The sequence below is a fragment of the Cellulomonas palmilytica genome (assembly GCF_021590045.1).
Taxonomy (GTDB): Bacteria; Actinomycetota; Actinomycetes; order Actinomycetales; family Cellulomonadaceae; genus Cellulomonas; species Cellulomonas palmilytica.
The window spans coordinates 2,564,971-2,579,599 of the sequence record NZ_CP062221.1 but is presented as its reverse complement, the minus strand read 5'-3'; the positions used below and the strand labels follow the sequence as shown (position 1 = coordinate 2,579,599).

At 73.5% G+C, this 14,629-nt stretch carries 10 protein-coding genes; 5 read left to right on the top strand and 5 right to left on the bottom strand.

All coding sequences use genetic code 11. From position 1 onward, the window contains the following. Window positions 1-112 precede the first annotated feature (112 nt). The 3 genes from ku (at window position 113) to F1D97_RS11680 (ending at window position 2,543) form a co-directional block, all read left to right on the top strand. Window positions 113-1,057 (top strand): non-homologous end joining protein Ku, encoded by a 945-nt coding sequence (gene ku, locus F1D97_RS11690; protein WP_236120676.1) that lies wholly within the window; start codon window positions 113-115, stop codon window positions 1,055-1,057. Continuing rightward, window positions 1,054-2,145, top strand: coding sequence for a PHP domain-containing protein (locus F1D97_RS11685; protein WP_236120675.1), 1,092 nt, complete (start codon window positions 1,054-1,056; stop codon window positions 2,143-2,145). Before ku ends, F1D97_RS11685 begins: the two co-directional genes overlap by 4 nt. Before the next feature lie 116 nt (window positions 2,146-2,261). Further along, entirely contained in the window at window positions 2,262-2,543 is a 282-nt protein-coding gene (locus F1D97_RS11680) for an HU family DNA-binding protein (RefSeq protein ID WP_236120674.1), read from the top strand. Window positions 2,544-2,550: 7 nt separating this feature from the next. On the opposite strand, the gene F1D97_RS11675 is transcribed toward F1D97_RS11680, so the two are convergent. After that, window positions 2,551-3,024, bottom strand: a complete 474-nt coding sequence (locus F1D97_RS11675) for a DUF6328 family protein (RefSeq protein ID WP_236123585.1) — start codon at window positions 3,022-3,024, stop codon at window positions 2,551-2,553. A 188-nt stretch (window positions 3,025-3,212) separates the two neighbouring features. Between F1D97_RS11675 and F1D97_RS11670 the strand changes: the two genes are divergently transcribed. Then, complete coding sequence (locus tag F1D97_RS11670) at window positions 3,213-4,301, top strand: threonine aldolase family protein (RefSeq protein ID WP_236120673.1); 1,089 nt, start codon at window positions 3,213-3,215, stop codon at window positions 4,299-4,301. A gap of 200 nt (window positions 4,302-4,501) precedes the next feature. On the opposite strand, the gene F1D97_RS11665 is transcribed toward F1D97_RS11670, so the two are convergent. From F1D97_RS11665 to F1D97_RS11655, 3 genes are all read right to left on the bottom strand, one after another. Continuing rightward, window positions 4,502-6,280: a cellulase family glycosylhydrolase gene (locus F1D97_RS11665; RefSeq protein WP_236120672.1), complete on the bottom strand. Its 1,779-nt coding sequence runs from the start codon at window positions 6,278-6,280 to the stop codon at window positions 4,502-4,504. 120 nt (window positions 6,281-6,400) lie between these two features. Then, window positions 6,401-8,548, bottom strand: coding sequence for a glycoside hydrolase family 6 protein (locus F1D97_RS11660; protein ID WP_236120671.1), 2,148 nt, complete (start codon window positions 8,546-8,548; stop codon window positions 6,401-6,403). 232 nt (window positions 8,549-8,780) lie between these two features. Further along, window positions 8,781-9,770 carry a LacI family DNA-binding transcriptional regulator gene (locus F1D97_RS11655; RefSeq protein WP_236120670.1) on the bottom strand — a complete coding sequence of 330 codons (990 nt, stop codon included), beginning with the start codon at window positions 9,768-9,770 and terminating at the stop codon, window positions 8,781-8,783. A gap of 186 nt (window positions 9,771-9,956) precedes the next feature. On the opposite strand from F1D97_RS11655, the gene F1D97_RS11650 reads away from it, so the two are divergent. Beyond that, the gene (locus tag F1D97_RS11650; RefSeq protein WP_236120669.1) at window positions 9,957-12,593 is read left to right on the top strand and encodes a substrate-binding domain-containing protein; all 2,637 of its coding nucleotides are present in this window, start codon (window positions 9,957-9,959) and stop codon (window positions 12,591-12,593) included. 95 nt (window positions 12,594-12,688) lie between these two features. On the opposite strand, the gene F1D97_RS11645 is transcribed toward F1D97_RS11650, so the two are convergent. Beyond that, entirely contained in the window at window positions 12,689-14,515 is a 1,827-nt protein-coding gene (locus F1D97_RS11645) for a DEAD/DEAH box helicase (protein ID WP_236120668.1), read from the bottom strand. Between the last annotated feature and the right edge of the window lie 114 nt (window positions 14,516-14,629).

Below are 14,629 nucleotides of genomic sequence, written 5' to 3'. Positions count from 1 at the left end.
CCCGACGGGGGATGCCGCGCGTCGCCACGAGCGCGGACGGCGTGCCCCTGGCAGGCTGGAGAACAGGTCGGACCGCAGGTCAGGCGGGACGCACGAACGACGGAGGCGCACGATGCGGGCGATCTGGAAGGGCGCGGTCGCGTTCGGCCTCGTCAACGTCCCGGTCCGGCTGTACGCCGCGACCGGGGAGCACGAGGTCACGCTGCACCAGGTGCACGCCGCCGACGGCGGGCGCATCCGCTACCGCAAGGTCTGCAGCGTGGACGGCGAGCCCGTGACGATGGACGAGATCTCCAAGGGCTACGAGACCGCGGACGGCGAGCTCGTGATCCTCACCGACGAGGACTTCTCGCGCCTGCCGCTCTCGACCGAGCGCGAGATCGAGGTGCTCGAGTTCGTGCCCGCCGACCAGGTCGACCCGATCCTGCTCGGCAAGACGTACTACCTCGAGCCCGACAAGACCGCCGCGAAGCCGTACGCGCTGCTGCGCGGTGCGCTCGAGGAGGCCGACCGGATGGCGGTCGTCAAGGTCGCCCTGCGCCAGCGCGAGACGATGGCGGTGCTGCGCGTGCGCGACAAGGTCATCTGCCTGCAGACCCTGCTGTGGCCCGACGAGGTGCGCGCCGCGGACTTCCCGATCCTCGACGCCGACGTCACCGTCAAGCCCGCCGAGCTGTCGATGGCGAAGTCGCTCGTCGACTCGCTCGCCTCGGACTTCGACCCCTCGCAGTTCGAGGACCGGTACGAGGCGGCGCTCACGCAGCTCATCGAGGCCAAGGTGTCCTCGGGCGACACCCGGTCGCTGCCGCAGCCCGCCGCGCCCGAGGGCGGCGAGGGCGCCGAGGTCGTCGACCTGCTCGCCGCGCTGCAGCGCAGCGTCGAGAAGGCGCGCACCGCCCGCGGCGAGGGACCCGCCGACGAGGGCCGTGAGCAGGGGGCCGACGCCGACGAGCCCGCCGCCGACAAGCCCGCCGCGAAGTCGCGCTCGCGCAAGAAGGCGTCCGACGACGACGCGCCCAAGCCGACCCGCAAGAAGGCCAAGGCCAAGGCGTCGTGACCCCGCCGGTCTCGTCGCGCGCCACCGGAGCCGACGACGCGCAGCGCCGCGACCGCGCCGTCGCGGCCCTGCGACGCGTGGCGTTCCTGCTCGAGCGCGCGCAGGCCACGTCCTACCGCAGCGAGGCGTTCCGCACCGCCGCGAGCGTCGTCGAGCAGCAGACACCCGCACGCGTCGCCGCGCTCGTCGCAGCAGGCGGGCTCACCGAGCTGCCGTCGGTCGGCGCCCGCACCGCCGGGGTCGTCGAGCTCGCCTGGCGCGGCAAGGACGTCCCCTATCTCGTTCAGCTCGAGCGCGAGCTCGGGGAGTCCGTCACCGCCGCGCTCGACTCCGCGGGCGCGGACGCCGCGGCCGCCCGCACGCTGCGCGACGCGCTCCGAGGCGACCTGCACGCGCACTCCGACGCGAGCGACGGCGGCGCCTCCGTCCAGGAGATGCTGCTCGCCGCGCTCGAGCTCGGCCACGAGTACCAGGCGATCACCGACCACTCGCCACGCCTCACCGTCGCCAACGGGCTGTCCGCCGCACGCCTGCGCGCCCAGCTCGACCAGGTCGCGGCGCTCAACCGCGCCGTCACACCGTTCCGTGTCCTGACCGGCATCGAGGTCGACATCCTCGACGACGGCACGCTCGACCAGGACCCGGACCTGCTCGGCGAGCTCGACGTCGTCGTCGCTTCCGTGCACTCCAAGCTCCGCATGGACCGCGCAGCCATGACCCGGCGGATGATCGCCGCCGTGCGCGACCCGGCCACCGACGTGCTCGGCCACTGCACCGGGCGCCGGCTGCTGGGCCGCGAACGGCCCCAGAGCGAGTTCGACGCGCGCGCCGTGTTCGCGGCGTGCGCCGAGAACGGCGTCGCCGTCGAGATCAACTGCCGCCCCGACCGCCTCGACCCCCCGCACGACCTGCTCGCGCTCGCGGTCGAGGCCGGCTGCGACTTCGCGATCGACACCGACGCGCACGCGCCCGGTCAGCTCGACTGGCAGCTCACGGGGTGCCTGCGGGCCGTCCGGCACGGCATCGACTCGGCGCGTGTGGTCAACACCTGGCCGGTCGAGCGGCTCCTGGCGCGCACGCACGCGTGACGAAGATCGCACGCCACGACGTCTGACGTGCGCGAAGGCCCCCGTCCGGCGGGCTAGGGTCGCCCCTGCGGCCGCCGAGACCGCCGGCCGTAGGACAAGACAGGAGTCGAACTCACGTGAGCCTCAACCGCACCGAGCTCGTCCAGGCAGTTGCCGCCAAGGCGGGCCTGACCGCGACCGACACCGACAAGGTGCTGCGCGCGTTCCAGGACGTCGTCGTCGAGCAGCTCGCCGCCGGCGAGACCGTCTCGATCCCGGGCTTCCTGGCGATCGGGAGCGCCGAGCGCGCCGCGCGCACGGGCATCAACCCCCAGACCGGCGAGAAGCTCGACATCCCGGCCGGCCACCGCGTGAAGCTGACCGCGGGCAGCACGCTCAAGCGCGCCGTCCAGGGCTGACGCAGCCTCACGAAGGCCCGGTCCCCGCAGTGCGGGGGTCGGGCCTTCGTCGTCCCTGCGCGCGGCGCGCGAGCAGCTGCGGCAGCACCCACCAGCACACGGCGAGCACCACGAGCCCGCTCACGCCGACGACGACCCCGGCGACGCGGTCGAGCACGACGTCGAACACGAACGACGCGCTGCCGGCGAGCGTGACCGCCAGCACCGCGAGCCCGAGCCGCGCGAGCACGTTCCCCGCGTCCACGAGCTGGGGCTTCATGCGCCTGCGGAACAGCACGCGGTGCAGGCTCACGGGCGCGACGATCAGCGCGGTCGCGAGGATCGCCAGCAGCACCAGCACCAGGTACAGGTCCTGCTGGTAGGCGTCCAGGTCGCCGAACCGCTGCTGGAACGGGATCGTCAGCAGGAAGCCGGTGAGGATCTGCGCACCGGTCTGGGTGACCCGCAGCTCCTGCAGCAGCTCGTCCCAGTTGCGGTCCATGCGCTCGGTGAAGGTCTCGTTGCGGTCGTCGGGGCGCACCTGTCCTCCTCGCGGTCGGCCTGGATCATCCCGCAGCCCGGCCGGGCGCGCGCGGCGACCATCCCTCCACGAACACCCGACAGCCGCCCGACAGCCGTCCGCGACCCCCGCGTGGCCGGAGCGCGGCGCGCACGGGGGAGACTGGGGGCGTGACTGCGCACCCCACGACGGAACCCACCACGAGCACCGACCTCGCACCGGCGCACGACCCGACGCGCCGCGACTTCGCGTCCGACAACTACGCGGGAGCCCACCCCGAGGTCATGGCCGCGCTCGTCGCCGCGAACGGCGGGCACGAGACGTCCTACGGTGCCGACGCGTGGACCGCGCGGCTGCAGGACGTCGTGCGGGCGCACTTCGGTGAGCTGGCCGAGGCGTTCCCGGTGTTCAACGGCACGGGCGCGAACGTCCTCAGCCTGCAGGCGGTCCTGCCGCCGTGGGGCGCGGTCGTGTGCTCGAGCGACGCGCACATCCACACCGACGAGAACGGCGCGCCCGAGCGCGTCGCGGGCCTCAAGCTGCTGCCCGTCCCGACGTCCGACGGCAAGCTCACGCCCGAGCTCGTCGACCGCGAGGCGTGGGGGTTCGGCGACGAGCACCGCGCACAGCCCGGCGTCGTGTCGCTGACCGAGTCGACCGAGGTCGGCACGGTGTACACGCCCGACGAGATCCGTGCGGTCGCCCAGCACGCGCACGCGCTCGGCCTCAAGGTGCACGTCGACGGGGCCCGGCTCGCGAACGCGGCCGCGTCGCTCGGCGTCCCGTTGCGGGCGCTCACGACCGACGCGGGCGTCGACGTCGTCTCGCTCGGCGGCACCAAGAACGGCACGCTGTTCGCGGAGGCCGTCGTCGTGCTCGACCCCGCCGCCGCGACCGGCATGCCCTACCTGCGCAAGATGGACATGCAGCTCGCGTCGAAGATGCGGTTCCTGTCCGCGCAGCTCGTCGCGCTGTACGAGGGCGACCTGTGGCTGCGCTCCGCGGCGCACGCGAACGCGATGGCCGCCCGGCTCGCCGCCGGGCTGCGGGACGCGGGGGTCGAGCTGCTGCACCCCGCGCAGGCGAACGGCGTGTTCGCCCGGCTCGCCCCGGCCGTGGCCGACGACCTGCGTCGGCGCTGGCGGTTCTACGACTGGACGCACGGCACCGTGCGTCTCATGTGCGCGTTCGACACGACCGAGCAGGACGTCGACGACCTGCTCGCCGCGACGCGCGCCGCGCTCTCGCGGCACTCCTGAGCGCTCCGTCGCCGCTCAGTCGCCGCCGAGCAGCCCGGCGCACGTGTGCGACCGCGGTCCGACGAACGTGCGCATGCTCGTCGGACCGCGGACGTCGGTCCCGCCCCGCGGTCGTCGGCTCCGCGGGGCGGGACGTTGGACGGCGCCGGTGGTGGGGGAGCCGTCTCCTCCCACCACCGGCGCCCGATCGTGGCCGCCGGTCAGGCGGTCGTGCAGGCCGCGCCGTTGAGCGTGAACGCGGTCGGTGCGGTGGACGAGCCGGTGTGCGAGCCGTTGAACCCGACCTCGACGGTCCCGCCCGCGGCGAGCGTGCCGTTCCACGGGGCGTTCGTCACGGACACCGTCTGGCCCGACTGCGACCAGGTGCCGCTCCAGCCCTGCTCGAGCTTCTGGCCCGACGGCAGCGTGAACTGCAGCGTCCAGCCGTTCAGGGAGCTGGTCCCGGTGTTCTTCACCTTCACGCCCACCGACATGCCGGTGCTCCACGCGTTCGCCTGGTAGGTGACCGTGCACGACCCGGTCGGGTCCTGCGTCGGGTCGTCCGTCGGGTCCTCGGTGGGGTCGTCCGTGGGGTCCTCGGTGGGATCCTCGGTCGGGTCGTCCGTCGGGTCCTGCGTCGGGTCGTCCGTCGGGTCCGGCCGGTCGCCGACCTCGCTGAGGGACTTGCCGGTCGTGCTGTTCGGGCCACCGAGCTTCACCTGGTGGTCGAGGCTCACGAACTTGCCGCCGTCCTGCCACAGGCCGGGCTTGAGCAGCTCGTACTTGGCGGAGTCCCACGTCTTCCAGTCGTCGAGCAGCAGGCCGCCCGTGTCACCCGAGTTCGGGTTGAGCGACCAGAACGTGTGCGAGATGCGGCGCTCGATCATGAGGTCGCGCAGCGCGGTCAGCCAGCGGTCCTGACGCTCGTCCTGGCCGACACGGCCGCCCCACTCGCCGATGAGCAGCGGCGCGATGCCCTGCTTGTGGATGAACAGCCAGTTCGGGTCCCAGACGTCCGACTCGAGCGTCGCCTTCGTGAACGGCTTCTGGAACCAGTCCTGCTCGAACACGAGCGGCCCGTAGTCGTGCGGGGAGTACACGAGCTGGTTCGCACCGAGCTTGATCGGGTGGTCGGTGACGCCGCGCAGGTTGCCGCCCCACCAGGTGCCGTAGAACTCCTTGTTGTTGGTCGACGACCACGAGACGCCCGGCTTGGGATAGACCTCGATGCCCTCGCACAGGATGAGGACCTTGGGGTTGATCGCGAGGATCTTCTTGCCCGTGGTCTCGCAGAGGTACTTGAAGTTGTCCTGGTCCGTCGACGAGTCCCACTTCGCGCGCGGCGAGGAGCTCGCCGTGCCGTGCGGCTCGTTCTTGATGTCCATCGCGACGAGCGTGTCGTTGTTCTTGTAGCGGGCCGTGACCCACTCCCAGCCGGCGTAGAAGTCGTCGACCGTGATCGTGCCCTTCCACCACACGGGGTGGAAGTGGCCGGCGTTGTCGGCCTCCGCGCTGTGCAGGTCGAGCATGACCTTCAGGCCGTACTTCTCCGACAGCGCGAGGAAGCGGTCGAACACCTCGAGCGAGGTCTTGCCCTCGAGCTCGGGGTTCACGTACGTGTTGACGCCCGAGGAGACCGCCGCCTTGCCGGCCTTCCACTCGAGCAGCAGCTGGGTCGAGATCGGCACGCGCACGATGTTGATGCCGTGCTCCGCCATCGAGCGGGTGACGTCCTCGAGGTTCACCGCCCACAGGCCGTGGAAGACGCGCTCGGTCGCGTTGAAGCCGAACCAGTTCGCGCCGGTGAGCCAGACCTCCTTGCCTGACTCGTCGACGATCTTGTTGCCCTGCACGTGCAGCCAGTCGCTGGTGGAGGCGGCCGCCACCGGGCTCGCGGCGGCGACGGCCAGGGGAGCGGCGATCGCCGCGACGGCGGCGATGCCGGCGACGACGCGCGCACGCAGCGAGCGTCGTCGGGTCACGGAAGCGGGAACGGACACGGTTCTCCTCGTCGGGACATGAGGTGCGGGGGCGTTCGGTGGTGGTGCCCGCCGCTCGTGAGCGGCGGGCGGGACGAGCCGCGGGCGGCCGTGCCGGAGCACGACCGCCCGCGGTCGAGGTCACCCGACGGTGCAGGTGGCGCCGTTGAGCGTGAAGCTCGCCGGCTTGTTGTTCGTGCCGTTGTGCGCACCGTTGAAGCCGATGTCGACGGTCTGGCCGGCGGCCAGCGACCCGTTCCACGCGGCGTTCTTGGCGGTCACGGTCGTCCCGGACTGGCTCCAGTCAGCCGACCAGCCCTGCTGGACCGTCTGGCCGTTGGCGAACGGGAACGTCAGGGTCCAGCCGTTGAGCGCGGTCGTGCCGGTGTTGGTCACCCGGACCGAGGCGGTGAAGCCCGTGTTCCAGCTCGACGCGTTGTACTCGACCTTGCACGAGCCGGTCGTGACCGGGGACTTCGTCGTGACCGACAGCGCGGACGAGCGCTGCGAGACGTTGCCCGCGGCGTCCTTCGCGGCGACCGAGTACTGGTACGCGGTGGCAGCGGTCAGGCCGGTGTCCGAGTACGTCGTGCCGGACGACGAGCCGACCTTCGACCCGTTGCGGTAGACGTCGTAGCCCGTCACGCCGACGTTGTCGGTCGAGGCGGTCCAGGACAGCGCCACGGAGGTCTCGGTGACCGTGCCGGCCGTCAGGCCGCTGGGCACCGACGGCGCCTGCGTGTCGGTCGGGTCCTCAGTGGGGTCGTCCGTCGGGTCGTCGGTCGGGTCGTCCGTCGGGTCGTCCGTGGGGTCGTCCGTGGGGTCGTCCGTCGGGTCCTCGGTCGGCTCGTCCGTCGGGTCCGGGCCAGGGCCGTCCGAGCCGGAGATGGCCGGGTACGCGTTCTTCACGAGCGTGACGAACTGGTCCTCGAACCACTGGCCGGCGAGCGGCGCGTTGGGCGTGGCGCCCGTGAGGTTGTTGCTCAGCTTCGGCGAGACGAACGTCGGGTCGCACATGCGGTCGAACCGCTTGCCCTGGTCGTTGTCGATCTCCGTCGAGGCACCGTCGGACTCGCCCGGGGGCTTGATCCAGACGAACGCGTCGAGGTGCGACTCGCTGTAGCCGGACGGCGACGCCTGCGGGAGCTCACCGATGCCCGCGCCGAGCGGGTTGCACCAGGCACCGCGGTGCACGCGACGGTCGACGCGCGACTCGTTCACGTACGTCTCGAGGCTCGTGCTCGACGAGACCTTCGTCGGACGGTTCGGGCCGCCCCAGCCGTTGCGCGAGGTGTCGACGAGCATGCCGAGGCTCGACGGGAAGCCCTCGGCGACCAGCAGACGGTGCATGTGCGCCGTGAAGTCGGCCTCGTCGAAGTCCGTGTTCCACTCGTAGAACTTGCTCGAGCGGATCGGGTTGCCACCGATGTTGAGCGTCGGGTCCGTGAGGAACGGCTCGACGAGCGGCGTGGTGTTCGCGACGTCGGACACGAAGCCCGTGATCGACGCGAAGCCGGCCTTGGTCGACTTGGCGACCTCGGCGAAGATCTTCGCCGACGGGCCCGCGTTCGAGTCCCAGCCGAGCCAGCCGGAGTGGCCGATGTCGATGTAGCTGTAGACGTTGCCCAGCGAGTACAGCTCGTCGAGCGCGTACTTCACGCCCTGGCGGTAGTACGGCGCGGCCTGCTGGCACGCCGACTCGCTGATGTTGGTGATGAGGTTCGGCAGCGAGTCGGGCTCGATCGTCGCGGAGATCCGCAGGTTCGAGTACTCGGGCTGGCCGAGGAGGTCGACGATCGGGTCGATGTACTCGCTCTTGTACCGCGCGAAGCCCGCATCCGTCGCGGGGAGCTCGCCGTTCGAGGCGAGCGCGTAGCAGTCACGACCCGGCAGGTTGTAGATGACCAGGTTGAAGACCAGCGGCTTGCCCGCGGCCTTCTGCTGCTGCACCGCGTTGTCGAGGTGGAACTTCAGGCCCTTGCCGTCCGCGTTGCCCGTGATGGCGCTGATGCGGTCCATCCAGACGGCGGTCGGCTGCTTGGCGACGGTCTGCATCTTCGCCGCGAGCGACGCGTCGCTCTGCTTGGCGGCCGAGCTGCGCACCGAGTTCGCCCACGTGGGGTTCACGTACTGGACGGCACCGGCGTACGGGTTGTCGACGCGCGCCTCGGCGGCCGTGGCCGGCGACAGGAACGCCAGGGAGAGGGGAAGTGCGACGAGTGCGGCCGTCGTGGCTGCGCCGACGGTACGACGGCGTCGCCTGGCGACGCTGGGTCCGTGTCGGGACACGTGGTCCTCCGTGTGGGTCGAACGGCACGCCCGCGCGACAGTGCGCGGGCGAGGGTCGCCGGGGTCGTCGGTGACCAGGACTCAACCCACCATCTACGCGATCCCGGCGGGAGCGACCTAATCGATTCGCGGATACGGGACAGTCGCGGAAGCGGTTCCGTGACACGGTTCACCTCGGTCCGTCACGGTGCGTCCGCGCCTGCGGAAGCCGCCGGACGCGGACGCGCGACCGTCAGTGCGCGTGCGGCGCCGTGCTCCCGCGCACCGCGAGCGCACCCACCGACAGCGGGACGCGCGTCGGCTCGGGGTCCTCGCCCGCGTCGAGCGTCCCCGTCACGGCCGCCGCGAGCGCGTCGCCCAGGTCGTGCGCGAGCGAGGGCAGGCTCGTGAGCGCGGGCGTCGCGAGCCGGCACAGCACGCTGTCCGCGCCCGCCACCACCGACACGTCCCACGGGACGACGAGCCCCGTCCGGCGCGCCACGTCCAGACCGGCGAGCGCCATGACGTCGCTCGCCAGCACCACCGCCGTCGGACGCACGGTCTGCGTCAGCAGCCGGCGGGTCGCGCCCGCGGCGCCCTCGACGCTGCCGTCCGTCACGACGACGTCCACCGAGCCCTCGCCGTCGCCCAGCCCCTCGCGCATCCCGCGCTCGCACGCCGCGGTGCGCAGCCGGTCCGCCGGGTCGGCCACGAGCGCGACCCGCGTGTGCCCCAGGCCCAGCAGGTACCGCGCGACGCGCGCGTACGCCTCCTCGTCGTCCACCTCGACGGCCGCGAGGCCCGGTGCGACGCCGACGGGGCCGATCGCCACGGGCCGCAGCCCGGCGTCCGCGGCGGCGCGCAGCCGCACGTCGTCGGCCCGCACCTCGGGCACGACGACGACCTCGCAGCGCCGTTCCGCGCCCCAGCGGCGGTAGAGCTCCGCCGCGGCTGCCACGTCGGGCACGACACGCAGGTCCACGCCGAGCCCGCGCTCGTGCAGTGCGCTCTGCAGGACCGCGACGACGTCGAGCACGGGCGCGCCGTGCAGCGTCTCACCCGCGACGACCGCGAGTCCCACGGCCTGCGCGCCGGCGCGCATCGAGCGTGCGGCGGGGTTGGGGCGCCAGCCGAGCTCGTCGGCCACGCGCAGGACGCGTTCCCGAGTCGCCACGGAGACACCGCGTCGGTCGTTGAGGGCGTACGACACGACCGCCGTCGACACGCCCGCGGCGCGAGCCACGTCGGCGATGGTCGGTCGTCGTCCTGATCTGGGGGCTGCCGGAGTTGCCACGATCACCTAGTCTGTCGCCCGATGCGGACGAATGGCATCATCTCGGCTCCGACGATGTGGACGGGGTGACCGGTGACGGCAGCGACACCTGGGCGACGGGGCCCTCTTCCCGGACCTGCTCGACGCACGGTGGGCGTGCTCGCCCCCGTCGTGGGCGGCTTCTACTTCGGCGCGGTCATCGCCGGGGTGGCACGCGCGTGCCGGGCAGGGGGGCACCGTGTGGTCGCGGTGCAGACGTACCGCGCCGGACTCGAGCGTGAACCCGTCGTGACCTCGGACGACGTCCCCGTGGCGATCGACGCGGTGGACGGTCTCGTGGTCCTCTCGGGGGCCCTCCCGGCGAACCGGCTGCTCGCCATCGAGCACTCCGGGATCCCCGTCGTGCTGGTCAGCGAGGACGAGTCCGCGGGCACCGCACCGGTCGTCCTGCCGGACAACGCGCACGGCGTCCGGGCGTCCGTCGAGCACCTCGTCGCGCACGGTCACCGGTCCATCGGCTTCATCGGCTGTCTCGACCAGCGGGACATGCGGGAACGATTCGAGGCCTACCGCGAGACGCTCCTGGCCAACGACATCGCCCCCGACGACGGCTGGGTCTACCCGGCGAGCGACAACAACGAGGCCGGTGGCCAGGCCGCCGCCCGGCTCATGCTCGCCGACGGGATGCGCACGACCGCGGTCGTCGTCGCGACCGACCGCAACGCGTCCGGCTTCGTGGCGGGGCTGCGTCAGGCCGGGCTGTCGGTCCCGCGCGACCAGGCGGTCGTGGCGTTCGACCACGCCGACTTCGGTGCGCGGCTCACACCGCGCCTGACCACGGTCGACGCGCACTTCGACCGCGTCGGCGAGGCCGCCGTGCGGCTCCTGCTCGCGCGTCTGCGCGGCGAGGCCGTGCCCGTGGGCGAGCACCGCACGCCCACGTCGCTCGTGGTGCGCGAGTCGTGCGGGTGCACGCCGCTGCGCCGCATCGAGGACTCCGGCACCGACTGGCGCGACGAGCTGCTCGACCTCGTGCGGACCGCGTTCGCGGGCGGTCGGGTCACCGTGCCGACGCCGCACGCGGCGCGTGCCGGGCACCGCGACGGCCACACCGACGGCCGCGGCGTCCGAGGCGGTGAGCGGCACGAGCGGCGATCGCCCCAGGAGGCCTGGTGGCGCGCGGTCGTCGAGCCGCTCACCGCGGCACGCGGCGGAGTGCTGCCCGAGGACCTCGCGATGTCGCGCCTGACCGAGCTCACGACGGGCCTGCAGCCCTACCCGGACGCTCTCGAGCTGCTCGTCGCGGTCGTGCGCCGCGCGCACGACCAGCTGCTCGCCGGTGACGACCTCGACGCCCGCGCCCGCGAGGCCGTCGAGTCCGCGACCACCGAGGTCATCCTCGCGCTCACCCGTGGCTGCACCGCCGCGCTGCTGCAACGCTCCGGCCGCCTGGAGTCGACGCTGGTGCACCAGTACGAGGTGGCGACCGACCTGCTGCGCAGCGACGGCGCCGACCCGCGCACGCTCGACTGGCTGCCGCGCTCCCTGCGGGGCCGCGCGTGTCTCGCGCTCTGGGCCGACGACACGACCGGTCCGGACCGCCCGCTCGAGATCGTGGGGGTCCGCGACGGCTCGGGCGGGCTCGCGCGGCTCGTCGGGAGCCGGACGGTGGCCGCGGAGTTCCCGCCCGCCGCGATGCTGCGCGGCGGCATGACCGCCGAGGCGACGTTCGTCGTCCCCGTGACCTGCGGGCACAGCGACTGGGGGCTGCTCGCCCTCGAGGGCGCCGTCGACGCACGCTCCACCACGGCACGCGACCGGGCCAACCACTGGGCGGCGCTGCTCGCCGTCGCGCTGGACCAGCAGAGCATGCTCGAGTCCCTGCACGAGCAGCGGGTGCAGCTCGAGCAGGCCGCCGCGCGCGAGCGGGCGCTCGCCGACGCCGTCCGTGCGAGCGAGGAGCACTACGCGCTCGCGTCGATGGCGGCCGACGACGGCACGTGGGACTGGGACGTCTCGGCCGGCACGGTCTACTACTCGCCGCGCTGGAAGCGGACGCTCGGCTACGACGACGAGGCCGTCGGCTCGTCGCCGACCGAGTGGCTCGAGCGCGTGCACCCGGCCGACCGCGACGAGGTCTCCACCGCGATCGCGGCCACGCTCGCGGGCGTCGACACCACGCTCGAGATCGAGCACCGCGTGCGGTCCGCGACGGGCGAGTACCGCTGGCTCATGTGCCGTGCGATGACGGTGCTCGACGACGCGGGCTGCCCGGCGCGGGTCGTCGGGACGATCGTCGACATCACCGAGCGCAAGCAGTCGGAGATCGCGCAGCAGCAGGACGCGCTGCGCGAGTCCGAGACGGGCCTGGCGACGCGGCTGCTGTTCCTCGACCGGCTCGGCGGTGCGGTCGTGCGTGCGCACCGCGTGCACGAGTTCGACTGCGCGCTCGTCGTGGTGCGCCTGCCGGGGCTGGACCAGGTGTCGCGCGGCGAGCCGACGCTCTCGGTCCGGCAGCTCGCGGAGCGGCTGCAGGCCGCGGTCCGCGCTGGCGACACGGCGGCGCGCATCGCGGAGGACCAGATCGCGCTGCTCCTCGAGGACACCGCGGGTGCGGGCGTGCCGATGCGCGTGCGTCGCGTCATCGACTCCCTCGAGGCCGAGCTGGGCGAACGCGTGCGCGTGGGCGTCGTGCCGAGCGTGCGGGGCTGCGCGGACGTCTCGGCCGTGCTGCGCGAGGCGGACATCGCCCTGGCGCGCGCCGCGGGAGGACCGGTGCGCACCCACCTGTGACCTGACGGCGAACGCCCCTCGCCCGGCGGATGCGGGCGAGGGGCGTTCGTGCGGCTCGGGTCGGCCGTGCACCGTCGGACGGTGCCGGCCGGGCGTCAGGACCGGGCGCGCGACGGCGCGTGGCCGGCGCGGCTCGCGCCCTGACCGCCGCGCGGGCCGGAGTCCACGCGGATGCGCAGCGGCCGACCCGCGACGCGCGTGCGCGACAGGCGGTCGACGGCCTCGGGGGAGAGCCCGCCGGGGATGTCGACGAGCGCGAAGCTGGGGAAGATGTCGATCTTGCCGACGTCCGCGCCGGTCAGGCCGCCCTCGCCGGTGAGCGCGCCGACCAGCGCACCCGGCTGCAGGCCGTCCCGGTGACCCACGGCGACGCGCCAGCGCGGCGGACCGCCCGCGATGTGCGTGCTCGTGCGGCGGCGCTCGCGCGGCGGCGCGCCGTCGCGGTGCGCCCCGACCCGGTCGCGGGTCGGCATCGCCGCGGCGCGCGCGAGCGCGTCGTCGAGGTCGTCCGCCGCGGCGGGGCCCTCGTCGCCCACGGCGAGCGCGAGCACGGTCGCGAGCAGCTCGGCGAGGTCCGTACCGGGCTCCTGGCGCACGAGGTCGGCGACCGCGGTGCGGTACACGTCGAGGCGCCCGGCCTCCGTGCGCTGCGGGACGCGCGCCAGCAGCGTGCGCACGCGGTGCGCGCTGACCTCGGCGGGGGACGGGATGGCCACCTGCTCGAGCGTGGTCCGGGTCGTGCGCTCGATCGTGCGCAGGCGGGACTGCTCCGCGGGCGTCACGAACGTCAGCGCGGTGCCGTCGCGGCCCGCGCGGCCCGTACGGCCGATGCGGTGCACGTACGTCTCCGGCTCGCGCGGGACGTCGTAGTTCACGACGAGGCCGATGCGCTCGACGTCGAGCCCGCGGGCCGCGACGTCGGTGGCGACGAGCACGTCGAGCGCGCCGCTGCGCAGCCGCTCGACGATCTTCTCCCGCTCGCCCTGGGCGACGTCGCCCGAGATGTAGGCCGCCGACACGCCGCGCTCGACGAGCGCCGAGCCGAGCTCCTCGGCGTTGCCGCGCGTGCGGACGAACACGATCGCGGCGTCCGCCTCCGTCACGGCGAGGACGCGTGCGAGCGCACCCGCCTTGTGCCGGTGCGGGACCACCGCGTACGTCTGGCGCACGGTCGTCACGGTCGAGGACTGACGGGCCACGGTCACCTCGACCGGGTCGACCATGTGCTGCTCCGCGACGCGGCGGATCGGCGCGGGCATCGTGGCCGAGAACAGCGCGACCTGACGCTCGCGCGGCGCGCGCGAGAGGACCTTGTCGACGTCCTCCGCGAAGCCCATGCGCAGCATCTCGTCGGCCTCGTCGAGCACGAGGAAGCGCACCTGGTCGAGCACGAGCGACCCGCGCTCCAGGTGGTCGATCACGCGGCCGGGCGTCCCGACGACGACCTGCGCGCCGCGCTGCAGCGCGCGCTGCTGCGGCAGGTACGGCGAGCCGCCGTACACGGGCACGACGTCGACGCCGGGAAGGTGCGCCGCGAACGACGAGATCGCGTCCGCGACCTGCATCGCGAGCTCACGCGTGGGGGCGAGCACCACGGCCTGCACGGCGCGCAGCTCCGGGTCCACCGCGGCGAGCAGCGGGAGGCCGAACGCGGCGGTCTTGCCGGTGCCGGTCTGGGCGACGCCGAGCAGGTCGCGCCCGCCGAGCAGGGCCGGGACGGCGCGCTCCTGGATGGCGGACGGCGTGGTGAAGCCGAGGTCCGTGACCGCACGGTGCAGCGCGGCGGGCAGACCCAGGTCGTCGAACGTCGGCGCGGGCGCGCCGACGGGGGAGTCGGGACCGGCGGGCGCGGGCGTGCTCGCGTCAGTCGAGGAGGTGGTGAGGACGTGCGAAGGCGCACGGGTGCCCGAGGGCAGCGACATGGAAGGCCGTTCCGTTCGAGGGAGGACTGAACCGGCGCCCGGATGGCGCACGGCTGTCGCAGCCCCGACACGCACCTGGCAGGTGCCTCACGCACGCGACGCGACGCCGGCCGG

Bases quoted from the DNA above. Each gene is read 5' to 3' on its own strand.
- F1D97_RS11675 (WP_236123585.1), bottom strand. From the start codon at position 3,024: ATGGACCGCAACTGGGACGAGCTGCTGCAGGAGCTGCGGGTCACCCAG.
- F1D97_RS11645 (WP_236120668.1), bottom strand. From the start codon at position 14,515: ATGTCGCTGCCCTCGGGCACCCGTGCGCCTTCGCACGTCCTCACCACC.
- ku (WP_236120676.1), top strand. From the start codon at position 113: ATGCGGGCGATCTGGAAGGGCGCGGTCGCGTTCGGCCTCGTCAACGTC.